Raw genomic sequence first — 24,374 nt, 5'->3', positions numbered from 1 at the left:
CGCCCAGGGGGCTTCGAAGTCGCGCGGAACTCCGAAAACACCCGCGCCGCCCGTGCCGCCGTCCCCGGTCGGGGGACGGCGGCACGGGCGGCGCGGCGGTGACCGGGATCAGCCCACCGAGGAGTACGCGACGACCCCCCGGCGCACCGCGTCCACGGCCTTGCGGGCGCTGCGCGTGACGGTCGAGCCCTCGGGGGCGGCGGCCGCGATCTGGCCGAGCACGTCGATGACCTGCTTGCACCAGCGGACGAAGTCACCGGCCGGCATCTCCGCCTCCCGCAACACCGCGTCCAGTCCCTTCCCGGAGGCCCACATGTAGGCGGCCCAGGCGAAGCCGAGATCCGGCTCGCGCTGGCCCACGCCCTCGGTCTGGCTGATGCCGTGCTGCTCCTCCAGGGCGTCGAGCCTGCCCCAGATGCGGACCATCTCGCCCAGTGCCGCCTTGGCCGCGCCCGAGGGCAGCTTCGGCACCACCGCGTCGTCCGCCTGCCGCGCCTCGAATACCAGGGCGGAGACGCAGGCGGCCAGCTCGGCCGGGCCGAGCCCCTCCCAGACTCCCTCCCGCAGACACTCGGAGGCGAGCAGATCCAGCTCACCGTAGAGGCGGCTCAGCCGCTGCCCGTCCTCCGTGACCTCGTTCCCCCGGAGGTAGCCGAGTTCGGTGAGGAGGTTGACGATGCGGTCGAAGGTGCGGGCGATGGTGTTGGTGCGGCCCTCGATCCGGCGCTCCAGCTGCCGGGTGTCCCGCTTCAGGCGGTGGTAGCGCTCGGCCCACCGCGCGTGGTCCTCCCGCTGGTCGCAGCCGTGGCAGGGGTGGGCGCGGATGGCGGTGCGCAGCCGGGCGATCTCCCGGTCGTCGGCGGCCGCCGCGCGGCCCTTGCGGTGGCGCTTGGGCTCCAGGTGCCCGGCGCGGGTGCGCAGGGCGGAGGCCAGGTCGCGGCGGGACTGCGGCGACCGGGCGTTGAAGGATTTGGGGACGCGCATCCGGTCCAGGGCCTCCACGGGGACCGGGAAGTCCATCGCGGCCAGCCGCTTGACCTGCCGCTCCGCGGTGAGCACCAGCGGGCGCGGCCCGTCGTGGTGGTCGAAGCCGCGGTGGCCGTTGCTCCGGCCGGCGGGCAGGCCCGGGTCGAGGACCAGGGCGAGCCCCGCGTACTTGCCGGTGGGGACGTGGATGATGTCGCCGGGCCGGAGCTTCTCCAGGGCCCCGGCGGCCTCGGCACGGCGCTGGCCGGCGCCCTGGCGGGCCAGCTCAGTCTCGCGGTCCTTCAGTTCCCGGCGCAGCCGGCCGTACTCCTCGAAGTCACCGAGGTGGCAGGTCATCGAGGCGGCGTACCCCTCCAGGCCCTCCTCGTTCCGCTGGACCTGTCGGGAGATGCCGACCACCGAGCGGTCGGCCTGGAACTGGGCGAAGGAGGTCTCCAGCAGCTCGCGCGAGCGGTGCCGCCCGAACTGGTGCACCAGGTTCACCGCCATGTTGTACGACGGCTTGAAGCTGGAACGGAGCGGGTAAGTCCGGGTGCCCGCGAGCCCTGCCAGGTGCTCCGGGTTCATGGCCCGCTGCCACAGGACCACGGCGTGGCCCTCGACGTCGATGCCGCGCCGCCCTGCCCGGCCGGTGAGCTGCGTGTACTCGCCGGGGGTGATGTCGGCGTGCTGCTCGCCGTTCCACTTGACGAGCTTCTCCAGGACGACCGAGCGGGCCGGCATGTTGATGCCGAGGGCGAGCGTCTCGGTGGCGAAGACGGCCTTGACCAGGCCGCGCAGGAACAGCTCCTCGACCACCTCCTTGAAGGTGGGGAGCATCCCGGCGTGGTGGGCGGCGATGCCGCGCTCCAGCCCCTCCAGCCATTCGAAGTACCCGAGGACGTGCAGGTCCTCGTCGGGGATGGCTGCGGTGCGCTCCTCGACGATCTCGCGGACGGCCGAGCGGGCCGCCTCGTCGTTGAGCCGCAGGCCGGCGTAGAGGCACTGCTGGACGGCGGCCTCGCAGCCGGCCCGGCTGAAGATGAAGGTGATGGCGGGCAGGAGGTTCTCCGCGTCGAGCCGCTCGATCACCTCGGGCCTGCTCGGCGTCCAGGTGCGGGAGCGCTGGCGGCGCTCGCGCTCCCGGTCGGCCTCGCGCATGTTCCGTCCGCGGCGGCGGTCCTTCGGGCCGGTGGGGCGGCTGGACTCCAGCCGGGCCATCCGCAGCAGGTCCGGGTTGACCGCCTTCTTGGCGCCCTCGCCCTCCTCGAAGAGGTCGTACATCCGGCGCCCGGCCAGCACGTGCTGGAAGAGCGGGACGGGGCGGTGCTCGGAGACGATCACGTCGGTGTCGCCGCGGACGGTGTCGAGCCAGTCGCCGAACTCCTCGGCGTTGGAGACGGTGGCCGAGAGGGAGACGAGCGTCACCGACGGGGGCAGGTGGATGATCACCTCTTCCCAGACGGCGCCCCGGAAGCGGTCGGAGAGGTAGTGCACCTCGTCCATCACCACGTAACCGAGGCCCATGAGCGTCCGGGAACCCGCGTACAGCATGTTCCTCAGGACCTCGGTGGTCATGACCACGACGGGGGCGTCCGGGTTGACGCTGTTGTCACCGGTGAGCAGACCGACCTTGTCCGCGCCGTACCGCTTGGCGAGGTCGGCGTACTTCTGGTTGGAGAGCGCCTTGATCGGTGTGGTGTAGAAGCACTTCTTGGACTGGCCGAGCGCCAGGTGGACGGCGAACTCGCCGACGATCGTCTTGCCGGAACCGGTGGGTGCGGCCACCAGGACGCCCTTGCCCTCCTCCAGGGAGCGGCAGGCGTCGAGCTGGAAGGTGTCGAGGCCGAAGTCGTACATCTCGCGGAAGGAGGCGAGCGCGGTCGCCTCCTCGACGGCGCGCTGCCGCGCCGCCGCGTACCGCTCGGCCGGGGAGAGGTCCTCTGTCATCGTGATGCGAGCCTACCCGCAGGCTCCGACACCGGACGATCGATAATCACCACCGCCCGCGGCGTCCGGTCCGCCTCACGGAGCGAGCATCAGGACGGCCCCGGGGACGCAGCGGGCGGTCAGCGGCAGGACGCCCAGCGGCTCGCCGTCGGCGTAGCCGGTGGTGTCCGGCGCCTCGACGGTGACCGTGCGGGCGCGGTGCACGGTGACGGCCGGGTGGCTGAGATGGGTACCCCGGTAGACCCGGGGGAAGACCCGGACCAGTTCGGCGCGGCTCACCCCGCCCACCACGGCCACGTCGAAGAGGCCGTCGTCGAGCCGCGCCTCGGCGCACATCCGCAGGCCACCACCGTACGAGGTGCCGTTGCCGACGGCTATGAGGGTGGCGTCCAGAGCCATCACCGGCCCGTCGTCCAGGGTCAGCTTGAACGGGACGGGGCGGAAGGCGGCCAGCTCGGCGACGATCGCGAGGTCGTACTTGAAGCGGCCCGCCGGCAGCCTCATGCGGTTGCCGCGGTCGTTGACCCGGGAGTCGAAGCCGCAGGCGAGGACGGTGCCGAACCAGCGCTCGCCCACCTGGCCGAGGTCGAGAGGGCGCGGGCCGGGCCCCTGGAGGAGGCTCACCGCCAGCCGGGCGGCGGCCGCCGGGTCGCGGACCGGAAGACCGAGGGTGCGGGCGAAGTCGTTCCCCGTGCCGACCGCGATCAGGCCGAGCGGGGTGCCGGTGCCGGCCAGCGCCTGGAGCGCCAGCCCCGCGAGCCCGTCACCGCCGACCGCCAGTACCGCGGCGGGCCCCTCGGCGAGGGCGGCACGCAGCCGCGCGGCGGCGTCGTCGGCGTCGGCGCCGAGGACCGTCCTGACCCGGTACCCGGCGTTCCGCAGGACCCGGGAGGCGGGCAGGGCCGCCCGGGCGCCGCGTCCGCGGCCCGCCGTGGGGTTGACGAAGAGGATGATCTCGCTGGTCACGGCGGGACCCTACAAGGTTCAGGTCGCGTCGTCGTAACCGCCGAGTTCCTTGCGACCGCCGTCACGTCCCTGTTCGCCGCGGTTCGTCTGCTCGGGCAGGACGGGCGGGGCGCCGGCCGGCTCGACGGAGTGGATCGGCTCGGGGGTCAGGTCGATCTCGGACGCCTCGTCGTCGCCGAGTTCGGCGTCGGGGTTCGCACGGCGCCGCCTGCGGTCGTTGAGGAGGCAGATGCCGAGGGCGAGGAAGTACAGCAGGCAGATGGGGGCTGCCAGCATCAGCATGCTGGACGGGTCGCCGGTGGGGGTGGCGACGGCGGCGAAGATGGTGATGCCCAGGACCATCCCGCGCCACCAGGAGCCCAGGCGCTTGGCGGAGAGCACACCGGTGATGTTGAGGAGGACGAGGATCAGCGGCAGCTCGAAGGCGATACCGAAGACGATCACCATCCGCATCACCAGGTCGAGGTAGTCGTCGACCGGGAGGAGGTTGACGACGTTCTCGGGGGTGAAGTCGAGCAGGATCGTCGCCGTCTGCGGCAGGATCTTGTACGCGAGGACGGCGCCGCCGACGAAGAGCGGGACGCCGATGCCGACGAACGAGAGGGCGTACTTCTTCTCGTTGCGGTGCAGGCCCGGGGCGAGGAAGGCCCAGAGCTGGTAGAGCCAGAAGGGGCTCGCGATGACCACGCCGGCGACCAGGGAGACCTTCAGCGCGATGGTGAAGGGCGCGACCAGGCCGTTGAAGGTCATGTCGGCGCACGGATTGCCGTTGTCCTGGGTCGGCGATCCGTCGAGGCAGCCCACCGACTCCTGGACCGGCCGCAGCAGGAACTCGATCAGTTCGGTGTAGAAGAACGCGGCGGCGATCGTGATGACGACGACCGCCAGTACGGACTTCAGCAGACGGTTACGCAGCTCGCGCAGGTGTTCGGCGAGAGGCATCCGCCCCTCGGTGTCCTTCTCCTGCTTCGGCTTGCGGGCAGACCCGAGCAACCCACGTCCCTCGTCTCGTTACGAACAGACGGCCCCTGCGGACCGCCGTGATGGTGGAGTCAGCTCTGCGGGGTGTGGTTCTGCTCGTTGACCGGGCGCGAGCTGGAGACGTCGCCCGGAGCCGCCTGGATGGTGCGGGCCGTCGTCGACTGCGGGGTCTGGGCGTCCGGGGCGGCGGCGTCGGACTGGGCGTTCTGCTCGCCGCCGTCCTTCTTCATCGCCTTCGCCTCGCTCTTGAGGATGCGGGCGGACTTGCCGAGGGAACGCGCCATGTCGGGCAGCTTCTTGGCTCCGAAGAGAAGCAGGATGACGACGACGATCAGGAGGATCTCTAGGGGCTTCAGGTTGCCGATCATTGCGATTCCTTCTCACCGAGGCGGCTGGGGGGTGGAACTGCCGCACACGGCTGGACGGGGTCCGGCCGTCGCGCGCAGCGATCGTAACCCGCGTGGGTAAACGCGGGGCAATGCCCGTGCAGACACCAGGTCGCGGCCGAGTGCCTCGGTCCCGGCCGCCGACACCTCAGGGTACTCCTGGCCCGCTTGCCGCAGCAGGGGGCGTCAGGCCTGGGAAAAGACCTGATCAGGGGTGCGGCGGCAGGTGCGTCGCGGCCCGTTCCAGTTCCTCGGCGGCGGTGTTGATCCGTGCGGAGGTCTCCGCGACCTGGCGGGCGAGGCGGCGCACCTCCAGGAAGACGCGTACCGCGAGCACCCCGAGGACCGCCAGGCCGGCGAACCCGAGCACCACCGCCACCATCGGCCAGACCATGTCCGTCATCCCCGTCAGTTCCTCACCGGCGTCAGTCCCGTGCCCGCCGGGTGCGCCCCGGAGGTGCCCGCGCCGGGTGGCTGCGGCGCCCCGGCGGTCAGCCGCAGGGTCCGCACGCCGCCGCGGGTCAGCAGTTCCACGATCCGCTCCCCCGCCGGCTTGCGGACGGCGCGGTCGCAGGCCGGGCAGGTGAAGGAGTAGAAGGTGGTGCGGCGGCTGCCGCCGATGGCCAGCCGCAGCGCCCCGGCGGCCAGCTCGAAGCGGGAGCGGCAGTCCGGGCAGGCGGCCTTGAAGAGGACCCCGTTCACGGCTGGGCCTCGTAGGCGGCGAGCGCGTCGCGGGCGGCCTCGCGGGCGCTGTCGGCGAGGGCGGCGGGAGCGGCGATCCGCCCGTCGCGGCCGAGCCGCAGCGCGAGGCGCCGCAGCGAGGCCGGGTCGGGCGTGCGCAGGGTGATGCGCAGCCCGCCGTCGGGAAGTTCCTCGGCGCTGTCGTGCGGGTAGTACTCGGCGACCCAGCGGCCCCCCGGGCCGACCTCGATGACGACCTCGGGGTCGTCGGCGGAGGGCTGGACCAGGCCTGCGGAGAGGTCGCGGACCTCGATCTCGGGCGGGGCGGACGCCTCGTCGAGGACGCGGATCTCGGCGACCCGGTCGAGGCGGAAGGTGCGCCGGTCCTCGGAGAGGCGGCACCACGCCTCCATGTAGGTGTGGCCGACGGTGAAGAGGCGGATCGGGTCGACCTCGCGCTCGGTCAGCTCGTCGCGGGCCGGCGAGTAGTAGCGCAGCCACAGCCGGCGCCGCTCGGAGATGGCCCGGTCCACGTCGGCGAAGACGCCGCCCTCGGCCTCGAAGGTGACCGAGAGACGGGAGCTGGAGGCGGCGGCCTCGCCGGCGGCGGCCTCCAGCTTGGCGGTCACGCGCAGCAGGGCCTGCCGGTCGCCCTCGCGCAGGCCCGGCAGGGTGGAGACGGCGCGGGCGGCCACCAGCAGCGCGGTCGCCTCGTCGGCGGCGAGCCGGAGGGGGGCCGCGACGTCGTCCGGGTTGTGCCACCAGATGCGGTCGCCGTCGGTGTCGATGTCGAGCAGGTCACCGCCGCGGAAACTGGTGCCGCAGAGCGGCAGCACGTCGAGGTCGGAGATCAGCTCCGCCTCGCTGACGCCGAAGGCCCGCGCCACGTCCGCGACGTGGGCGCCGGGGCGTTCGCGCAGGTAGGTGACGAGCGACAGCATCCGCCGCGTCCGGTCGATGGCATTGGCCTGGGCCGCCATGATTACTCCCTCAGTCCTTCGCGACGGCACGGAGCCGGTCGATCACGTCGGCCCGCAGTTCGGCCGGTTCCCGCACCACCACGTCAGGCCCGTACTCGACGAGCGAGGCGTCCAGTCCGTGACCGTACGGGATCTCCAGCTCGTCCCAGCCGTCGCCGACGGGCCGTACCGAGCGGGCCTTGGCGCGCAACGGGTATCCGGCGCCGGCCCGCAGCCGGATCACGGCGGTGCCCTCGGCGCTCTCCCCGGCCCAGCTCGCGACGGTCTCGCGGACGGTGACGACGTCGGGCACGTCGGCGGTGAAGCCGCCGGCGCGGGTGCGGACCCTGCCGGTGATGCGGGAGAGCCGGAAGACGCGCTCGGCGCCGCGGTCCCGGTCGAATCCGGCCAGGTACCAGTGGCCGCGCCAGCACTCCAGCGCCCAGGGCTCGACCTGGCGCGGGGCGGGCTGCACCGCGTTGGCCTTGCGGTAGTCGAAGACGACCGGGCGGCGGTCGCGGCAGGCCAGCATCAGCGGCTCGAAGGCGGACTCGTGGACCGGGATGTGCGGTTCGAGGGCGGAGTGCCCGGCGAAGGGGTCGGCGTCGTCGGGCAGCCCGGCCGCGCGCAGCTTGTGCAGCGCGCCGCTGGCCGCGCCCGCCAGCCGGGCCTGCTGCCAGACCTTGGCGGCGAGACCGAGCGCCGCCGCCTCCTCGGCGTCCAGGGTGAGCGGCGGGAGGCGGTTGGAGTCGCGACGGGCGAGGTAGCCGACCTCGCCGTCGAGGTTGTCCACGGTCTCGATGACGAGGCCGAGCTCGCGCAGGTCGTCCTTGTCCCGCTCGAACATGCGGTTGAAGGAGTCGTCGTTGCCCGCTTCCAGGTACGCCTCGATGGAGCCCCGGAGCTCTCGTTTGGACAACGGGCGCCGGGTCCCGAGCAGACACAGTGCCAGGTTCATCAGCCGCTCGGCCTTGGCGATCGCCATCGACGCCCTTTCTGGTGGTCTCGACGGACGACCGTACCGCCCCGGGGTGTCGCGGCCAAAGCGGAGGGCCCATGCCTGACGGCATGGGCCCTGGAGTTGACCGCTTGGGATCAGACCGCGACCAGGTCGCAGACGAAGATCAGCGTCTCGCCGGGGGCGATCCGCCCGCCGCCCGCGCCACGGTCGCCGTAGGCGAGGTGGGCGGGGATGGTCAGCTGGCGGCGGCCGCCGACCTTCATGCCCTGCACGCCCTGGTCCCAGCCGGCGATGACCTGTCCGGCGCCCAGCTGGAAGCCGAGCGGGGTGCCGCGGTTCCAGCTCGCGTCGAACTCCTCACCGGTGGAGAAGGCCACACCCACGTAGTGGACCTGGACGGTGTCGCCGGCCTTGGCGACCGGGCCGTCGCCCTCCCAGATGTCCTTGATCTCCAGGTCCGCCGGGGGCTCGCCACCGGGGAAGTCGACCTCGGGCTTGTCGATGCTCACGTAAGGCTCCTGCTTCTGTGCTTTCGGGCAACCGGGACAGTCTGCCACCGCGGGGCGGGGCCACGCACACCCCGCCCCCGGCGACGGCGTCACATCGCGGCGAGCACGTCCACGACGAAGACCATGGTGGAGTTGGCGGGCAGGTCCTCGCCCTTGTCCTGGTCCTTGTAGCCCTGCTCCGGCGGGATCACCAGCATCACGCGGTCGCCGACGTGGGTGCCGACGAGGCCCTTGTCCCAGCCCTCGACGACCTGGCCGACGCCGATCTGGGTGGCGAAGGGCGAGCCGGTGTTCCAGGAGGAGTCGAAGAGCTTGGCCTTCTCCTTGCCCTCGTTCGGCTTCCAGGCCGCGCCGCTGTACTGCATGTACACCGTCTGGCCCTTCTTGATCTCCTGGCCGTCGCCCTTGATGAGGGTCTTGCTGGTCAGCTTCTTCGGGGGGGCGTTCTTCGGCACCGAGATGGTGGCCGGCTCCGGCTTGTCGGCCTTGACCTGGGGCAGGTCGGAGGGGATCTCCGCCTGCTCGCCCTCGGCCATGTTCGGCACGACGTCCTTGATGTCCAGGGCGAAGACCAGGGTGTCCTTGCCCGTGACGCCGAGCTGCTCCTGGCCGGCCTCGCCGAAGGCTGCGGCCGGGGGTGCGACGACCAGGACACGGCTGCCGACCTTCTGGCCGAGCACCGACTGGCTGAACGCCGGGATGATCGTCTCCGCGCCCGCGGTGATCATCTGGGGCGCGCCGCCCTTGTCGTAGCTGGAGCCGAGGTCCTTGCCGCCCTTCCAGACCTTGCCGGTGAAGTTGGCCATCACCAGGTCGTCCTTCTTGACCTCGGGGCCGTCGCCGGTGGAGAGCGGGTGGACCACGAACTTGTCGCTCGGGTCGCCCTTGGGCAGCTTGATGGTGGCCTTCTTGCCCGGCTCGCCGGAGACCTCGGGCATGGGGTCGGCCGACTCGACCGGCTTCGGGGCCTTGGGGGCCTCCGCGGGCTTCTCGGAGGCCGCCGCGTCGTCCTTCTTCTCGGCCTCCTCACCCCCGCAGGCGGTCAGCAGCAGAGCCGGAACGATGAACAAGGCGGCAAATCGGCGTCGCACAGAGGACCTCGGGGGGGGTTGGCGGACTGGGAAACACGTCAGTCCCGCCACTCTACGGCCCAGCCACCCCACTGTTCCCGTACGGCATGGAACGGGCCCCTCGTCACACGGACGAGGGGCCCTGGTCATCGCCGGTCCACGGCGGTGGAGGAGCGGTGTGTCACATCCCGGCGCTGTCACATACCGGCGATGAGCTTCTCCACCCGGTCGTCGACCGACCGGAAGGGGTCCTTGCAGAGCACTGTGCGCTGCGCCTGGTCGTTGAGTTTGAGGTGGACCCAGTCGACGGTGAAGTCGCGGCGCTGCTCCTGCGCCCTGCGGATGAAGTCGCCGCGCAGCCGGGCCCGGGTGGTCTGCGGGGGGACGGACTTGCCTTCGAAGATCTTCAGGTCGTTGCAGACGCGGGCGGCCTGGCCGTTCTTCTCCAGGAGGTAGTAGAGGCCGCGCCTGCGGTGGATGTCGTGGTAGGCGAGGTCTATCTGGGCCACCCGGGGGTGGGACATGGTCATGTTGTGCTTGGCCCGGTACCGCTCCAGGAGCTTGTACTTCATGACCCAGTCGATCTCGGTGGCGACCCTGTCGAGGTCCTCCTCCTCGATCGCGTCGAGCGTGCGGCCCCACAGCTCCAGGACCTGCGCGATGGTGCCGGCGCGGATGCCGCGGCGGTCCACGAAGTCCACGGCCTTCTCGTAGTACTCCCGCTGGACCTCCAGGGCGGAGGCCTCGCGGCCGCTGGCCAGGCGGACCTTGCGGCGGCCGGTGGTGTCGTGGCTCACCTCGCGGATGGCCCGGATCGGGTTCTCCAGGGTGAGGTCGCGCATCACCGTGCCGGCCTCGATCATGCGGAGCACCAGGTCGGTGGCGCCGACCTTGAGGAGCATGGTGGTCTCGGACATGTTCGAGTCGCCGACGATGACGTGCAGGCGGCGGTAGCGCTCGGCGTCGGCGTGCGGTTCGTCGCGGGTGTTGATGATCGGGCGGGAGCGGGTCGTCGCGGAGCTGACGCCCTCCCAGATGTGCTCGGCACGCTGGCTGACGCAGTACACCGCGCCCCTGGGGGTCTGGAGCACCTTGCCGGCCCCGCAGATGAGCTGCCGGGTGACGAGGAAGGGGATGAGGATGTCCGCGAGGCGCGAGAACTCCCCGTGCCGGGCCACGAGGTAGTTCTCGTGGCAGCCGTAGGAGTTCCCTGCGGAGTCGGTGTTGTTCTTGAAGAGATAGACGTCGCCCGCGATTCCCTCCTCGTGCAGGCGGCGTTCGGCGTCGACGAGCAACCCCTCGAGGATGCGTTCGCCGGACTTGTCGTGGGTCACCAGTTCGGTGATGTCGTCGCATTCCGGTGTGGCGTATTCCGGGTGCGAACCCACATCGAGATACAAGCGGGCGCCGTTCCGCAGGAACACATTGCTGCTGCGGCCCCATGACACAACGCGGCGGAAGAGGTAGCGCGCCACCTCGTCAGGCGACAGACGGCGCTGTCCCCTGAACGTGCACGTGACGCCGTACTCGTTCTCCAGCCCGAAAATGCGGCGGTCCATGACTGAACATTACGCCTGATGTCCCGCGCTGAAACCGGGTTCGACAGCCCCGTTTCGATCATTTTCGGAAGAGACCACCGGAACGCCGCGCCGGCCGCGCCCGTTCAGCACCCGCGCGGTCGCCAGCAGCACCAGCAGGGCGGCCGCTCCCCCCGCCCCGGCCACCCGGAACCCGGGCGCGGTGCCGCCCCATTCGACGGCCGGCCCCGCTACCCCGGTGCCCAGCGCGGCACCGACGCCGAAGACGGTGACCAGCCAGGAGAACGCCTCGGTCACGGTCCCTGGCGGCGCGTGCCGGTCCACCACCACGAAGGCGCAGGCGAGCGCGGGCGCCAGGAAGACCCCGGAGACCACGGCCAGGCCGGTCATGGCGGCCACCCCGGGGGTGAGGGAGAGCGGCAGGTAGCCGAGGGCCAGCAGACCCACCAGGACGCGCAACCGCCGCTCGGGCTCGCCGGCCCACCGGCGCGCGCCGTAGACCGCCCCGCCGATCAGGGCGCCGAGGCCGAGCGCGGCCATCAGCCAGCCGTAGACCGACTCCCGCCCGTGGTCGTCGGCGTAGGCGACGGCGGCCACCGTGATCGAGCCGAGCGCGACGCCGACGAAGAGGAAGGAGCCGAGCAGGGCCAGCAGCCCGGGCGAACGCAGGGCACCGAGCCAGTGCGCCTCACGGGGCGCGGAGCGCCAGCGCCGGGAGGGCTCGGAGACGACGACCGAGAGCGCGCCGAGCACCCCGAGAACGTTGATCACCAGGAGGGCGGCGCCCGGCGACCACCAGGCGACGAAGACCGTGACGAGCAGCGGTCCGGCCGTGAACATCACCTCCTGCGCGACCGCGTCCAGCGCGTACGCCGCGTGCACCCGGTCCTCGCGCCCCAGCACGCCGGGCCACAGCGCCCGCAGCCCGCCCTCCAGCGGCGGGGTGCACATCCCGGCCACCACCACGGCCGCGTAGGCGGGCAGCAGCGGGTCGGTGCCGACGACGGCGAGGGCCGTCATGCCGATGCCGGAGAGGACGGCGGCGGGCAGCATGACGCGCGGCTGGCCGTACAGGTCGACGGCGCGGCCGAGCAGCGGCTGGCCGACCGCGGTGGCCAGGCCGTAGACCGCCGCGAGGGCGCCGGCCAGGGCGTAGCCGCCGCCCTCGGAGCGGACGAAGAGCACGATCGCGATGTGCCCGGTCGCGCTGGGGAGGCGGCCGACCAGAGTGCCGCAGAGCAGCCGCGCCGCGTGCCGCGCGCGCAGCAGTTCCCCGTATCCCGCCGCCATCGGCAGCCCCTCACCTGAAGTGTTACGTATAACGTCGGCGTCATACGTACCATGTGCGGGCAGCCGGGGTCCAGGTGGCGGGGAGGGACGGGACGGTCCCGGCCGGTCCTCGCCGCGGCGTGCGCCCGCGCCGCCCCGGTGTCCGCGCACCGCCCGCACCGGATTCGCCCCCGTCCAGACCCCGCCGAGAGGACCCGCCGCTTTGTCCGCCGCATCCCGGCCCACCAGCAAGGACGTCGCCCGCGCCGCCGGGGTCTCGCAGGCCGCCGTCTCCCTGGTCCTCGGCGGCAAGTGGCCGGGCCGGGTCTCGGCGGCCACCGCCGAGCGGGTCCGCGAGGCGGCCCGGACGCTCGGCTACCGGCCGAATCTCGCCGCCCGCGACCTCCGGACCGGGCGGACCCGCACAGCACTGCTGGTGGTGCCCACACTCACCAACGAGTTCTTCGCCCGCGTCCACGAGGGGGCCGCCGCCGTCGCCGCCGCGCACGGCTTCGGCGTCCTCCTCTACCCCTCGCCGGAGGGCACCGGACCGGCCACCGATCCCTTCGCCTCGGCGCCCGCCGCCCTCGACGGCGTCCTCGCCTCCTCGATGGCGGCCCAGGCGCTCAGCGGAATCGGGGCGGGCACCCTGCCGCTGGTGATGCTCGACAGCGACCCGGCCACCGGGCCGGGCACCGCCACCGTCAACCTCGCCATCGCCGACGGCATGCGCCAGGCCGCCGGGCACCTGCTGGGCCTCGGCCACCGCCGCCTCGCCCACCTCGCCGCCGACGTCGACTCCTGGACCTTCGAGGTACGCGCCGCCGCCCTGGCCGGCTCGGTGGCCGCCGTGCCCGGCGCCCGGCTGGAGACTCACCGGTGCGCGCTCGGTGTGGCCCAGGCGCAGGCCGCCGCGACCGCCCTGCTCACGGCTCCCGGGCCGCGCCCGACCGCGCTGGTCTGCGACGACGACCTGCTGGCCGCGGGGGCGTGCAAGGCCGCGCGCAGGCTGGGCCTGCGGGTCCCCGAGGAACTGTCCGTCTCCGGGTTCGACGACCTGACTCTGGCCACGGCCGTCGAGCCGGAGCTGACCACGGTCACGCTGCCGGCGGAGGAGTTCGGCGCTCGCGGGATGACGGCGCTGCTCACCGCGGTGGACGGCGGTTCACCGGCCGACGCGGAACTGCCGGTCAGCCTGACCGTGCGCGGCTCCACCGGTCCCGTACCCGCCCGGAGATGACGGTGCCCCGCACCGCGCCGGTGGGGCGGTGCGGGGCACCGCGCCGGTTCCGGCCGAAGCGGCCGGAACCGGTCAGCTCTGCGAGCCGGAGCCCGAGGGGCCGTCGTCGCCCGGCAGGTCGGGCAGGTCCAGCTCCTCGTCCTCCTCGGCCGCCGAAGAGGAGGCGGCCGCCGTCCCGCCCGCGCCCTCTTCCAGGAGCCGGGCGAGCCGGGTGCCGGCGACACGCTTGAACTTGCGCCGCTGCGGCCTGGTGCGGTCGAGCACCGCGACCTCCAGCCGCTCGGCGGGGATCTCGCGCTCGCTGCCGTTGGTGTCGCGGGAGAGGGCGCCGACCGCCAGACGCAGCGCCTGGGCGAGCGTCATCGCGTCCTCGTGGCGCTGGTCCAGGTAGGCGCTGATCTGCTCGGCGTTGCCGCCGACCGCGACCGAGCCGTGTTCGTCGACGATCGAGCCGTCGTGCGGCAGGCGGTAGATCTGGTCGCCCGAGGCGTCCTCGCCGACCTCGGCGACGACCAGCTCCACCTCGTACGGCTTCTCGCCGTTGCTGGAGAAGATGGTGCCGAGGGTCTGGGCGTACACATTGGCCAGGCCACGCGCCGTCACGTCGTCGCGGTCGTAGGTGTATCCGCGCAGATCGGCATAGCGCACGCCCCCGATCCGCAGATTCTCGTATTCGTTGTACTTACCGGCGGCGGCGAATCCGATCCGGTCGTAGATCTCGCTGAACTTGTGCAGTGCGCGGGACGGATTCTCACCGACGAACACGATGCCGTCGGTGTACTGGAGCACCACGAGGCTCCGTCCGCGGGCGATGCCTTTGCGGGCGTATTCCGCCCGGTCGGCCATGGCCTGCTGTGGTGAGACATAGAACGGCGTCGACACCGGCTATCCGTCCCTTTCTGTCGGTGACCCAAACAATCCAGGCGGCACGGGCCGCGGCCTACAGCAGTGACGCACGGGGCCCGTCGGGCTGCTCCATGCGCCGGTCCAGCACCGCCCGCGCGATGTCGGAGGTCTGCTCCTCCGTCAGCCGCCGGAAGCCGTCGTCCGTGATCACGGTGACGATCGGGTAGATCCGCCGGGCGACGTCCGGGCCGCCGGTCGCCGAGTCGTCGTCCGCCGCGTCGTAGAGCGCCTGGACCACGAGTGTGGTGGCCTGTTCCTCCGTCAGGTCGTCCCGGTAGAGCTTCTTCATGGAGCCGCGGGCGAAGGTCGAGCCGGAGCCCGTCGCCGCGAAGCCGTGCTCCTCCGAGCGGCCGCCGGTGACGTCGTAGGAGAAGATGCGGCCGCGCTCGCGGTCCACGTCGAACCCGACGAAGAGAGGGACGACCGCGAGCCCCTGCATGGCCATGCCGAGGTTGGAGCGGATCATCGTGGAGAGGCGGTTGGCCTTGCCCTCCAGGGAGAGCTGAGCGCCTTCCACCTTCTCGAAGTGCTCCAGCTCCAGCTGGAAGAGCTTGACCATCTCCACCGCGAGACCGGCGGTCCCGGCGATGCCCACGGCCGAGTGCTCGTCGGCCGGGAAGACCTTCTCGATGTCGCGCTGGGCGATGACGTTCCCCATGGTGGCGCGCCGGTCGCCGGCGAGGACGACCCCGCCGGGGAAGGTGCTCGCCACGATGGTGGTGCCGTGCGGGGCCTGCACCGCGCCCTGCACGGGCGGGAGCCGGCGGTTGCCCGGCAGCATCTCGGGCTGATGCTCCGACAGGAAGTCCACGAACGACGAGGACCCGGGCGTCAGGAAGGCAGCCGGCAGACGCCCGGTGCTACGAGTGATGGCTTCCACACGTTTCCTTCCGGATAGGCGGCGGCCTGACCCGAGCGCCGGGAAGTGCCCGACGTGCGGTGGCCGGATAGCAGGTGAAGCACGTTACGCCAGGGACCCTACCCGCCCGGGGGCGGTGATCCACCTGGGATACGGGAGAAGACGGACGCCTCGTGTGAGCCGCCCGCCCGCACACCGTGCCCGGCCGTGGCCAGGGCGTTGACCAGCAGCGGGCGGCGTCCAGGACGCCGCCCGCGCGCCGGTGGGCCGGAGCCCAGGGGATGTCGGACTCCCCCGGGGCGGCTACTCGCCACCCTTCTGCACGAATCCGCGGACGAAGTCCTCGGCGTTCTCCTCCAGGACGTCGTCGATCTCGTCGAGGACGGAGTCCACGTCGTCGCTCAGCGCCTCCTGGCGCTCCTTGAGCTCCTCCGAGACCTGTGCGTCCTCGGTGTGCTCCTCGGTCGATTCCGTCGGGCGGTTCGCCTTCTGCTGTCCGCCGTCGCTGTCCTTGGCCGCCATCCGTACCTCACCCCGCTCGGTTCGATGTACTCGATGTACTTGATCAGACCCTACAAGTCGGGCCTCGATCCGGCTCGTCCTCAAGGCCGGCCGGCCCGGGACCGTGAGGTCTCGGGTGGATCATGCCCGGTCAGCACCGGTTTCAGCCGCCCGAGAGGGCCTGAACCAATTCCTGTGCCGTACGGCACCGGTCCAGGAGCGGGCCGACGTGCTCCCGGGTGCCGCGCAGCGGCTCCAGGGTGGGCACCCGCTGGAGCGAATCGCGTCCCGGCAGGTCGAAGATGACCGAGTCCCAGGAGGCCGCCGCCACGTCGTCGGCGTACTGCTCCAGGCAGCGTCCGCGGAAGTAGGCCCGGGTGTCCTCCGGGGGCTTGATCCGCGCCCCGGTGACATCGGCCTCGTTCAGCAGCCGCTGCATCCGCCCCCGCGCGACCAGGCGGTTGTAGAGGCCCTTGTCGGGGCGTACGTCCGCGTACTGGAGGTCGACGAGGTGGAGCCTCGGGGCGTCCCAGCTGAGCTGGTCGCGGCGCCGGTACCCCTCCATGAGCTGGCGCTTCGCCACCCAGTCGAGCTGGTCGGCGAGGCTCATCGGGTCGCTCTCCAGTTTGCCCAGCACGTCCTCCCAGCGGGCCAGCACGTCCCGGGTCTGCTCGTCGGCGTCGGCGCCGTACCGCTCCTCGACGTACTTGCGGGCCAGCTCGTAGTACTCCATCTGGAGCTGGACGGCGGTGAGGGTGCGGCCGCTGCGCAGGGTGATGAGCTGCTTGAGGCCCGGATCGTGGGAGACCTTGTGCAGGGTGCGGACCGGCTGGTCGACGGCGAGGTCCACGGCGATGAAGCCGTCCTCGATCATCGACAGCACCAGAGCGGTGGTGCCGAGCTTGAGGTAGGTGGAGATCTCCGAGAGGTTGGCGTCGCCGATGATCACATGGAGGCGGCGCCAGCGCTCGGCGTCGGCGTGCGGCTCGTCACGGGTGTTGACGATGGGCCGCTTGAGTGTCGTCTCCAGGCCGACCTCGACCTCGAAGTAGTCGGCGCGCTGGCTGAGCTGGAAGCCGTGGTCGGAACCGTCCTGGCCGAGGCCGACGCGGCCGGCGCCGGTGACGACCTGGCGGGAGACGAAGAACGGCGTCAGGTGACGCACGATGTCCGCGAACGGGGTGTCCCGCCTCATCAGGTAGTTCTCGTGCGTGCCGTACGAGGCGCCCTTGTTGTCGGTGTTGTTCTTGTACAGGTGGATCGGCTGGGCGCCCGGCAGGGCGGCGGCGCGCTCGGCGGCCTCCGCCATGATGCGCTCCCCCGCCTTGTCCCACAGGACGGCGTCCAGCGGGTTGGTCAGCTCGGGCGAGCTGTACTCGGGGTGCGCGTGGTCGACGTAGAGCCGTGCGCCGTTGGTGAGGATGACGTTGGCCAGGCCGATGTCCTCGTCGGTGAGCTGGCTCGCGTCGGCGTTGTCCCGGGCGAGGTCGAAGCCTCGCGCGTCACGCAGCGGGTTCTCCTCCTCGAAGTCCCAGCGGGCGCGGCGCGCCCGGTGCATCGCCGCCGCGTAGGCGTTGACGATCTGGGACGAGGTGAGCATGGCATTGGCGTTGGGATGGCCGGGGACGGAGATCCCGTACTCCGTCTCGATGCCCATTACTCGCCGTACGGTCATGCGGCCCTCCTTGCCCTGCGGCGCCCCCCGGCGGGGACGGCGCTCAAGTTCCGCGGGTACTCGCGGGTGCGCGTGCGGTGCCGTCCCCGCGCCGCGCGACCTCGGTGGTACCGACGAGCCTAGAACGCCTTTGCGCTGGTGGGGAGTGATTGCGGGGTTTGCTCGGGGTGTGCCGCCGGGGCGGCGGGGAAAGCAGCCGGCTGCGGACGCCCGGATGGACGTCCGCAGCCGGCCCGTGGTGCTCGGGGAGCCTTTACAGGTACTGCCCGGTGTTGGCCACCGTGTCGATGGAGCGCCCGGTGTCCGCGCCCTGCTTGCCGGTGACGAGCGTGCGGATGTAGACGATCCGCTCGCCCTTCTTGCCGGAGATGCGGGCCCAGTCGTCCGGGTTGGTGGTGTTCGGCAGGTCCTCGTTCTCCTTGAACTCGTCCACGCAGGCCTGGATGAGGTGGGAGACGCGAAGGCCCTTCTGCTGCTGCTCCAGGAACTCCTTGATCGCCATCTTCTTGGCACGGCCGACGATGTTCTCGATCATGGCGCCGGAGTTGAAGTCCTTGAAGTACAGGACTTCCTTGTCGCCGTTGGCGTACGTCACCTCGAGGAAGCGGTTCTCCTCGGACTCGGCGTACATCTGCTCGACCACGGTCTGGATCATCCCGTGGACGGTGGCTTCCCGGTCGCCGCCGTGCTCGGCGAGGTCGTCGGTGTGCAGCGGCAGGCTGGAGCGGAGGTACTTGGCGAAGATGTCCTTGGCGGCCTCGGCGTCCGGACGCTCGATCTTGATCTTCACATCGAGACGGCCGGGGCGCAGGATCGCCGGGTCGATCATGTCCTCGCGGTTGGAGGCGCCGATGACGATGACGTTCTCCAGGCCCTCGACGCCGTCGATCTCGGCGAGGAGCTGGGGGACGATGGTGTTCTCGACATCGGAGCTGACGCCGGAGCCGCGGGTGCGGAAGAGCGATTCCATCTCGTCGAAGAAGACGATGACGGGCGTGCCCTCGCTGGCCTTCTCACGGGCCCGCTGGAAGACCAGGCGGATGTGCCGCTCGGTCTCACCGACGTACTTGTTGAGGAGCTCGGGGCCCTTGATGTTGAGGAAGAAGCTCTTCCCCGCGGGCTGCCCGGTCGCCTCCGCCACCTTCTTGGCGAGGGAGTTGGCCACGGCCTTGGCGATGAGCGTCTTGCCGCAGCCGGGCGGGCCGTAGAGCAGGACGCCCTTGGGCGGGCGCAGCTCGTGCTCCTTGAAGAGGTCCGGGTAGAGGTAGGGGAGCTCGACCGCGTCCTGGATCGTCTCGATCTGGCCGCCGAGACCACCGATCCGGGTGTAGTCGATGTCCGGCACCTCTTCGAGGACCAGCTCCTCGACCTCGCTCTTGGGGATGACCTCGTACACGTACCCCGAGCGGGGTTCGAGCAGGAGGGCGTCGCCCGGGCGGATGGTGACGCCCACGAGCGGTTCGGCGAGCCGGACCACGCGCTCCTCGTCGGTGTGGCCGAGGACCAGGGCGCGGTCGCCGTCCTCCAGGATCTCCTTGAGGGTGACGATCTCGCCGACGCGCTCGAAGGTCATGGCCTCGACCACGTTGAGCGCCTCGTTGAGCATCACCTCCTGGCCGCGCCGCAACTCTTCGGGTTCCACGCCGGGGCTGACGTTGACCCGGAGCTTGCGGCCGCCGGTGAAGATGTCGACGGTGCCGTCCTCATTCGCCGTGAGGAAGACACCGAAGCCGGCCGGCGGCTGCGCGAGCCGGTCGACTTCTTCCTTGAGGGCCACGATCTGGTCGCGGGCCTCGCGGAGGGTGCCGGAGAGCCGCTCGTTCTGCGCGGACACGCCGGCCAGATTGGTCTGCAGCTCGACGATCCGCTCTTCGAGAATCCTCGTATGGCGCGGAGAGTCGGCGAGCTTGCGGCGCAGGACGGCGATTTCCTGCTCGAGATAGGCGATCTGCCCGGCCGGGTCTTCGGACCCGCGTCCCGGGCGGATGCCGCGGTTGGTGTCGTCGTCGTGGGCTGCCACGGTCCTCACCTCCTCCAAGGGGAGCTGGACGCTTCCAGACCCTACCTGGGCGGGTGTCGGTTGAAACCCCTAGATCACAAAGACTCGGGGGCGTGTCCGATCTTCACCCTTGCGCTCTCCCTCACGTCAAGGCCATACCCACCCTCGGGCCCGGGGAAGCCGCCGGTTGTATCGTCGGGGTGTTCAACACCCGTCGGCGCCATCCCGACTTGTCCCGACCGGGACGGGTCCGGCGCCGGGAAACGGCAGGAGAGATGACGGTGCAGGAGGAGGCCGGGCCCGGCGGCGGCGAGGCGCTGGAGGTCTGGATCGACCAGGACCTTTGTACCGGTGACGGCATCTGTGTGCAGTACGCGCCCGAGGTGTTCGAACTGGACATCGACGGCCTGGCGTACGTGAAGAGCGCCGACGACGAACTGCTCCAGCAGCCCGGGGCGACCACCCCGGTGCCGCTGCCGCTGCTGCGCGACGTGGCCGACTCGGCCAAGGAGTGTCCGGGTGACTGCATCCACGTCCGCCGGGTGAGCGACCGGGTGGAGGTCTACGGGCCCGGGGCGTCGTAGCCCACCGGTACCGGTACCTGAACGGGCCCGCCTCCACCGGCCGGTGGAGGCGGGCCCTTCGCGTGTGCGGGATCAGGCGCCGGCGGACCGGGCGGGGTCGGAGCGCAGGAAGGCCTTGCCGCTCCAGTGCCAGGTGACGTCCTCCTGGGTGTCAGGGCAGCAGCGGGGTATGTCGACCGAGGAGTAGCCGAGCAGGGTGGCGCGGACCACGCCGTCGCGGACGGCGAAGGACTCTATGCCGCGCTGTTCGAGCGGGTCCAGGAGCGTGGCGACCACCCGGGGCGGCCCCTTCGGGTCCTGGCTCGCGGTGAGGACGTAGACGGCGCGCGGCGGGGTGCCGGACCCCGCGTCGCAGTGCACCACGGCGACGGTCTCGGGGGCGTGGTCGCCGTCGAGGTCACCCTCTGCCTCGTCCTGGACCACCGCGTCGGCGGGGCCGCAGTCGAGGGGGAACTCGGCGCCCTCGGTACCGGGGGCCTCTGGCGGCGGCGCGGGGCGGTGCTCCTTGGCGGGACCGGGGTCGGCGGGCGCGGCCTGGGCGGCGGGCTGCGCGGTGGCCGGACCGGGCTGGAGCAGGCCGGTCAGGGCGACGACGGCGGAGACGGCGGCGGCCGTGGCCACCCAGTGGAGGGGGCGGGCGCGCGTATGGGCCAGTTCCGGAACGGCGGGGTGCTGCACTAGGAGGATCTCCCGTGAGGGCTGTGCCGGTGGGGTTGTCGGCATGGTGCCACACGTCACACGCCCGGGGAACGGCGGGGTCACCACGGGTGCGGCAGGGCCGTAGGAGTGACGCGGCGTCGGGTCGTCGGGCGGGGCCGTCCGGGTGAGCGCGAGGCGGTCCCGGGCACGGCCCGGCCCTCACCCGTACGCGTGACACCGCCGCCCGGTACGCGGGGTGCGTACCGGGCGGCGGTGTACGGGTGGGGCGGCGGGTCAGCGCGCGGTGGGGGTGCCTCCGTCGGCGTTGGGGCCGGAGTAGTCCTCGCCGTAGGCGCCCTTGGCGGGGCGGCGCCTGCGCATCGGGGGCTCGACCCCGTCGGCGAGGCGGCGGGCGGTGAGGAGGAAGCCGGTGTGGCCGATCATCCGGTGGTCCGGGCGGACGGCCAGGCCCTCGATGTGCCAGTTGCGGATCATCGACTCCCAGGCGGTCGGCTCGTTGAAGCAGCCGATCTCCCGGATGGACTCGACGGTGCGCGCCAGCTGGGTGGTGGTCGCCACGTAGCAGCAGAGGATGCCGCCGGGGACCAGGGCCTTGGAGACGGCCTCCAGGCACTCCCAGGGGGCGAGCATGTCGAGGATGACCCGGTCGACGTCGGTGTCGCAGAGGTTGTCCTGGAGGTCGCCCACGGTGAGCTGCCAGGCGGGGTGCGGTCCGCCGAAGTAGCGCTCGACGTTCTGCCGGGCGATGTCGGCGAAGTCGGCGCGGCGCTCGTAACTGTGGAGCATGCCCTGGTCGCCGATGGCGCGCAGCAGGAAGCTGCTGAGGGAGCCGGAGCCGACGCCGGCCTCGACGACGCGGGCGCCGGCGAAGATGTCGGCGAAGGCGAGGATCTGGCCCGCGTCCTTCGGGTAGACCACGGCGGCGCCGCGGGGCATGGACAGGACGTAGTCGGGGAGCAGGGGGCGCAGAGCGAGGTAGGCGACGTTTCCCGTGGTGCGGACAACGCTGCCCTCGGGAGCACCGATCAGCTCGTCGTGGGGGAAGGAACCCTTGTGGGTGTGGAAGTTCTTCCCTGCTTCGAGCGTGAAGGTGTAGTGGCGTCCCTTGGGGTCGGTGAGCTGGACCTGGTCCCCGACTTCGAAGGGCCCGCGACGGCGGGCGGCACCGGTCGGTTCGGACATGTGACCAGCCTACCGGGCCCGGGGCGGGGCCCCGGACCGCGGGCCCGCGAAGCCCGGCGGGCCGGACGGCGCCCGGGGGCCCTCAGTTCGGCCGGGCCATCGCCTTGACGAAGGCGCGCTCGACGTCGGAGGCGGCCAGCACGCCGTAGATCGCACCGTCCTCCTCGACCACCAGGTACTCGGTGGCGGGGTGGGCGCGGAGCAGTTCCAGCAGTTCCTCGCCGGCCAGCTCGGCCGGGACGCGCATGCCCTCGGTGATCTCCTGGGCGAGACCGCCGACCGCCACCCACGGCCTGCGGTGCTCCGGGACGCCGACGATGGCGGCCTCGCGGACCAGGGAGACCGGGTCGCCGTGCGGGTCGACGACGACCAGGGCGCGTGCCCCGGCCTCGTTGGCCCGGCGCAGGGCCTCGGAGAGCGGGGTGGCCTCCTCGACGGGGACGGCCCGGCGGGTCAGGGTGCGGGCCCGCAGCTCGGGCAGGTGTTCGCGCAGGCGGGCGACGCGCAGGCTGTTCCCGGCGCCGGTCCAGATGATGGCGGCCAGGATGGCGGCGAGGAGGGCGTCCATCACCGTGTCCATGCCGTCGGCCTCCTGGCCGGAGCCGCCGAGAGTGCCGGTGTGGGTGAGCAGCGGGAGGCCGATGAGGACGGCGACGGCGAGGGCGCGGCCGACCCAGGCGGCGGCGACGGTGCCGCTCATGGGCCTGCCGGTGAGCTTCCAGACGACGGCGCGCAGCATCCGGCCGCCGTCCAGGGGCAGGCCGGGCAGCAGGTTGAAGACGGCCACCAGGAGGTTGGAGATGGTGAGCCCGGCGACCAGGACGCCGGGCACGGTGCCGGGCTCGACCAGGTCGAGGGCGAGGTAGAAGGCGCCGCCGAGGGCGAGGGAGAGCAGCGGGCCGACGAAGGCGAGGAGGAACTCCCGGCCGGGGGTCTCGCTCTCCTTCTCGATCTCGGAGACACCGCCGAAGAACTGGAGCTGGATGCGGCGTACGGGCAGCTTCTGGCGCAGGGCGACGACGGTGTGGGCCAGCTCGTGGACGAGGACCGAGGCGTAGAAGGCGACGGCGAAGAAGAGCGAGACGAGGTAGCGGACGCCGCCCAGCTCGGGCAGGACCCGGTCGAGCTGGCCGCCGAACACCCAGGTGATGAGGGCGGCGACCACGAACCAGCTCGGGGCGACGTAGATCGGTACGCCGAAGAACCGGCCCATGAGCAGGCCCCCGCCCGGTTCCCGGGGCCGGGCGGGGGCGGCCTTGTCGGGTGCGGGGTCGCCCGGGCGGCCGTCGCCTTCGGGCCGGCGCTTCTGGCCGCCGCTTTCTTCCACGGTGCTCCCTCGGTCCCCTTGTGCGGTTCGTCTCTCCCGGTCTTCCCCTGCACGGCGGCCTGATGCTTCCGGTCGTGCGGGGCGGGAGGGTCTGGCGTCGATGGTAAGCGGAGGCCGGGCGGCCGCGGGCTGCGGCTCTCCTGGCGGGCGGCCGGGCGCTGCCCGGTCCCGGCCGTCCGCCGGGGGCCGTAGGGTCGGGGGTCATGGAGACGAGGACGGACGCGGAACCGGCGGGTACGGCGGGCGGGACGGGCGTCGAGCCGCCGGTGACCGGCGCACGGCAGGCCGGGCCCGCGGCGGGTGAGGTGGCCGCGGCGGGGCCGGAGCGGCGGCCGCCGGTGTCGCTGTCGCCCTCGCGCGCGAGTGACTTCATGCAGTGCCCGCTGCTGTACCGCTTCCGGGTGATCGACCGGTTGCCGGAGAAGCCCAGTCAGGCGGCCACCCGCGGCACGCTGGTGCACGCGGTGCTGGAGCGGCTGTTCGACGCCCCGGCCGCCGAGCGTACGGCGCCGCGCGCCAGGGAACTGCTGCCGGGCGAGTGGGAGCGGCTGCTGGCCGAGCGGCCGGAGCTGGCCGGGCTGTTCGCCGGCGAGGAGGGCGAGGGCACCCCCGGTGAGCGGCTGGAGCGGTGGCTCGGCGAGGCCGGGCGGCTGGTGGAGCGGTGGTTCACGCTGGAGGACCCGACGCGGCTGGAGCCGGCCGAGCGGGAGCTGTTCGTCGAGGCGGAGCTGGAGTCGGGGCTGCGGTTGCGCGGCATCATCGACCGGGTCGACGTGGCGCCCACCGGCGAGGTACGCATCGTGGACTACAAGACGGGCAAGGCTCCGCGCCCGCAGTACGCCGAGGGCGCCCTCTTCCAGATGACGTTCTACGCCCTGGTGGTGTGGCGGCTGAAGGGGGTACTGCCCCGCCGGCTCCAGCTGGTCTACCTGGGCAGCGGCGAGGTGCGGACCTACGACCCGGTGATGGCGGACCTGGAGCGCGTGGAGCGCAGACTGCTGGCGCTCTGGGAGGCGATCCAGGAGGCGACCCGGACGGGCGACTGGCGGCCGAGGCCCTCCAAGCTGTGCGGCTGGTGCGACCACCAGGCGGTCTGTCCCGAATTCGGCGGGACTCCCCCGCCGTATCCCTTGCGGGTGCGCCTGCCCGGGTCCAGGGAGGCCGAGCAGGGCAGAATGAGCCCGTACTGACCGGAGGGGAGAAGA

Annotated in this window: 22 protein-coding genes and 1 pseudogene; 3 read left to right on the top strand and 20 right to left on the bottom strand. The window is 72.1% G+C overall.

Features of this window, described 5'->3' with window-relative positions; all coding sequences use genetic code 11:
* Positions 1 to 108: 108 nt before the first annotated feature.
* The 12 genes and pseudogenes from Sdia_RS13140 to Sdia_RS13085 all read right to left on the bottom strand — a co-directional run bounded on the left by Sdia_RS13140 (position 109) and on the right by Sdia_RS13085 (position 12,257).
* Positions 109 to 2,916 carry a DEAD/DEAH box helicase gene (locus Sdia_RS13140; RefSeq protein WP_100456017.1) on the bottom strand — a complete coding sequence of 936 codons (2,808 nt, stop codon included), beginning with the start codon at positions 2,914 to 2,916 and terminating at the stop codon, positions 109 to 111.
* A 75-nt stretch (positions 2,917 to 2,991) separates the two neighbouring features.
* Complete coding sequence (locus Sdia_RS13135; protein WP_100456018.1) at positions 2,992 to 3,882, bottom strand: YegS/Rv2252/BmrU family lipid kinase; 891 nt, start codon at positions 3,880 to 3,882, stop codon at positions 2,992 to 2,994.
* Between the two features lie 18 nt (positions 3,883 to 3,900).
* Positions 3,901 to 4,875, bottom strand: coding sequence for a twin-arginine translocase subunit TatC (gene tatC, locus Sdia_RS13130; protein WP_100456019.1), 975 nt, complete (start codon positions 4,873 to 4,875; stop codon positions 3,901 to 3,903).
* A gap of 59 nt (positions 4,876 to 4,934) precedes the next feature.
* The gene (gene tatA / locus Sdia_RS13125) at positions 4,935 to 5,231 is read right to left on the bottom strand and encodes a Sec-independent protein translocase subunit TatA (RefSeq protein ID WP_100456020.1); all 297 of its coding nucleotides are present in this window, start codon (positions 5,229 to 5,231) and stop codon (positions 4,935 to 4,937) included.
* Between the two features lie 226 nt (positions 5,232 to 5,457).
* Entirely contained in the window at positions 5,458 to 5,643 is a 186-nt protein-coding gene (locus tag Sdia_RS13120) for a hypothetical protein (protein WP_100456117.1), read from the bottom strand.
* A gap of 98 nt (positions 5,644 to 5,741) precedes the next feature.
* Positions 5,742 to 5,951: pseudogene (locus tag Sdia_RS13115) on the bottom strand (hypothetical protein); the annotation flags it as partial.
* Positions 5,948 to 6,910: a helix-turn-helix transcriptional regulator gene (locus Sdia_RS13110; RefSeq protein ID WP_100456021.1), complete on the bottom strand. Its 963-nt coding sequence runs from the start codon at positions 6,908 to 6,910 to the stop codon at positions 5,948 to 5,950. The gene Sdia_RS13110 and the pseudogene Sdia_RS13115, both read right to left, overlap by 4 nt.
* Positions 6,911 to 6,920: 10 nt before the next feature.
* Positions 6,921 to 7,874, bottom strand: a complete 954-nt coding sequence (locus Sdia_RS13105) for a helix-turn-helix transcriptional regulator (RefSeq protein WP_100456022.1) — start codon at positions 7,872 to 7,874, stop codon at positions 6,921 to 6,923.
* Positions 7,875 to 7,984: 110 nt separating this feature from the next.
* Positions 7,985 to 8,359 carry an FKBP-type peptidyl-prolyl cis-trans isomerase gene (locus Sdia_RS13100; RefSeq protein WP_003947197.1) on the bottom strand — a complete coding sequence of 125 codons (375 nt, stop codon included), beginning with the start codon at positions 8,357 to 8,359 and terminating at the stop codon, positions 7,985 to 7,987.
* A gap of 89 nt (positions 8,360 to 8,448) precedes the next feature.
* The gene (locus Sdia_RS13095) at positions 8,449 to 9,429 is read right to left on the bottom strand and encodes an FKBP-type peptidyl-prolyl cis-trans isomerase (RefSeq protein ID WP_229831616.1); all 981 of its coding nucleotides are present in this window, start codon (positions 9,427 to 9,429) and stop codon (positions 8,449 to 8,451) included.
* Positions 9,430 to 9,626: 197 nt separating this feature from the next.
* Positions 9,627 to 10,988, bottom strand: a complete 1,362-nt coding sequence (gene pafA, locus Sdia_RS13090; protein WP_100456024.1) for a Pup--protein ligase — start codon at positions 10,986 to 10,988, stop codon at positions 9,627 to 9,629.
* Positions 10,989 to 10,997: 9 nt separating this feature from the next.
* A complete protein-coding gene (locus Sdia_RS13085) occupies positions 10,998 to 12,257 on the bottom strand; it encodes an MFS transporter (RefSeq protein ID WP_100456025.1) in 1,260 nt (419 codons plus the stop codon).
* Between the two features lie 202 nt (positions 12,258 to 12,459).
* Between Sdia_RS13085 and Sdia_RS13080 the strand changes: the two genes are divergently transcribed.
* Positions 12,460 to 13,476, top strand: a complete 1,017-nt coding sequence (locus tag Sdia_RS13080; protein WP_100456026.1) for a LacI family DNA-binding transcriptional regulator — start codon at positions 12,460 to 12,462, stop codon at positions 13,474 to 13,476.
* Between the two features lie 72 nt (positions 13,477 to 13,548).
* Here the strand turns inward: Sdia_RS13080 and prcA are convergent, their stop codons facing one another.
* The 5 genes from prcA to arc form a co-directional block, all read right to left on the bottom strand.
* Positions 13,549 to 14,358 (bottom strand): proteasome subunit alpha, encoded by an 810-nt coding sequence (gene prcA / locus Sdia_RS13075; protein ID WP_100456027.1) that lies wholly within the window; start codon positions 14,356 to 14,358, stop codon positions 13,549 to 13,551.
* Between the two features lie 58 nt (positions 14,359 to 14,416).
* Entirely contained in the window at positions 14,417 to 15,262 is an 846-nt protein-coding gene (prcB, locus tag Sdia_RS13070; protein ID WP_100456028.1) for a proteasome subunit beta, read from the bottom strand.
* A 282-nt stretch (positions 15,263 to 15,544) separates the two neighbouring features.
* Positions 15,545 to 15,763 carry a ubiquitin-like protein Pup gene (locus Sdia_RS13065; protein WP_100456029.1) on the bottom strand — a complete coding sequence of 73 codons (219 nt, stop codon included), beginning with the start codon at positions 15,761 to 15,763 and terminating at the stop codon, positions 15,545 to 15,547.
* A 142-nt stretch (positions 15,764 to 15,905) separates the two neighbouring features.
* Positions 15,906 to 17,417, bottom strand: a complete 1,512-nt coding sequence (dop, locus tag Sdia_RS13060) for a depupylase/deamidase Dop (RefSeq protein WP_100456030.1) — start codon at positions 17,415 to 17,417, stop codon at positions 15,906 to 15,908.
* A gap of 253 nt (positions 17,418 to 17,670) precedes the next feature.
* Entirely contained in the window at positions 17,671 to 19,437 is a 1,767-nt protein-coding gene (gene arc, locus Sdia_RS13055; RefSeq protein WP_100456031.1) for a proteasome ATPase, read from the bottom strand.
* Positions 19,438 to 19,691: 254 nt separating this feature from the next.
* Here arc and Sdia_RS13050 point away from each other — a divergent pair, with 254 nt between their 5' ends.
* A complete protein-coding gene (locus Sdia_RS13050; RefSeq protein ID WP_100456118.1) occupies positions 19,692 to 20,000 on the top strand; it encodes a ferredoxin in 309 nt (102 codons plus the stop codon).
* Positions 20,001 to 20,072: 72 nt separating this feature from the next.
* On the opposite strand, the gene Sdia_RS13045 is transcribed toward Sdia_RS13050, so the two are convergent.
* From Sdia_RS13045 to Sdia_RS13035, 3 genes are all read right to left on the bottom strand, one after another.
* The gene (locus tag Sdia_RS13045; RefSeq protein ID WP_100456032.1) at positions 20,073 to 20,678 is read right to left on the bottom strand and encodes a hypothetical protein; all 606 of its coding nucleotides are present in this window, start codon (positions 20,676 to 20,678) and stop codon (positions 20,073 to 20,075) included.
* Positions 20,679 to 20,933: 255 nt separating this feature from the next.
* Positions 20,934 to 21,842, bottom strand: a complete 909-nt coding sequence (locus Sdia_RS13040) for a tRNA (adenine-N1)-methyltransferase (RefSeq protein ID WP_124288466.1) — start codon at positions 21,840 to 21,842, stop codon at positions 20,934 to 20,936.
* A gap of 82 nt (positions 21,843 to 21,924) precedes the next feature.
* Positions 21,925 to 23,169 carry a site-2 protease family protein gene (locus Sdia_RS13035; RefSeq protein ID WP_100456034.1) on the bottom strand — a complete coding sequence of 415 codons (1,245 nt, stop codon included), beginning with the start codon at positions 23,167 to 23,169 and terminating at the stop codon, positions 21,925 to 21,927.
* A 203-nt stretch (positions 23,170 to 23,372) separates the two neighbouring features.
* On the opposite strand from Sdia_RS13035, the gene Sdia_RS13030 reads away from it, so the two are divergent.
* Positions 23,373 to 24,359: a RecB family exonuclease gene (locus Sdia_RS13030; protein WP_115068491.1), complete on the top strand. Its 987-nt coding sequence runs from the start codon at positions 23,373 to 23,375 to the stop codon at positions 24,357 to 24,359.
* The last annotated feature ends 15 nt before the right edge of the window (positions 24,360 to 24,374 follow it).

Origin of the sequence: Streptomyces diastaticus subsp. diastaticus, from assembly GCF_011170125.1 — a bacterium.
In the GTDB taxonomy this organism is placed as follows: domain Bacteria; phylum Actinomycetota; class Actinomycetes; order Streptomycetales; family Streptomycetaceae; genus Streptomyces; species Streptomyces diastaticus.
This window is presented reverse-complemented; position numbering and strand designations above follow the sequence as displayed.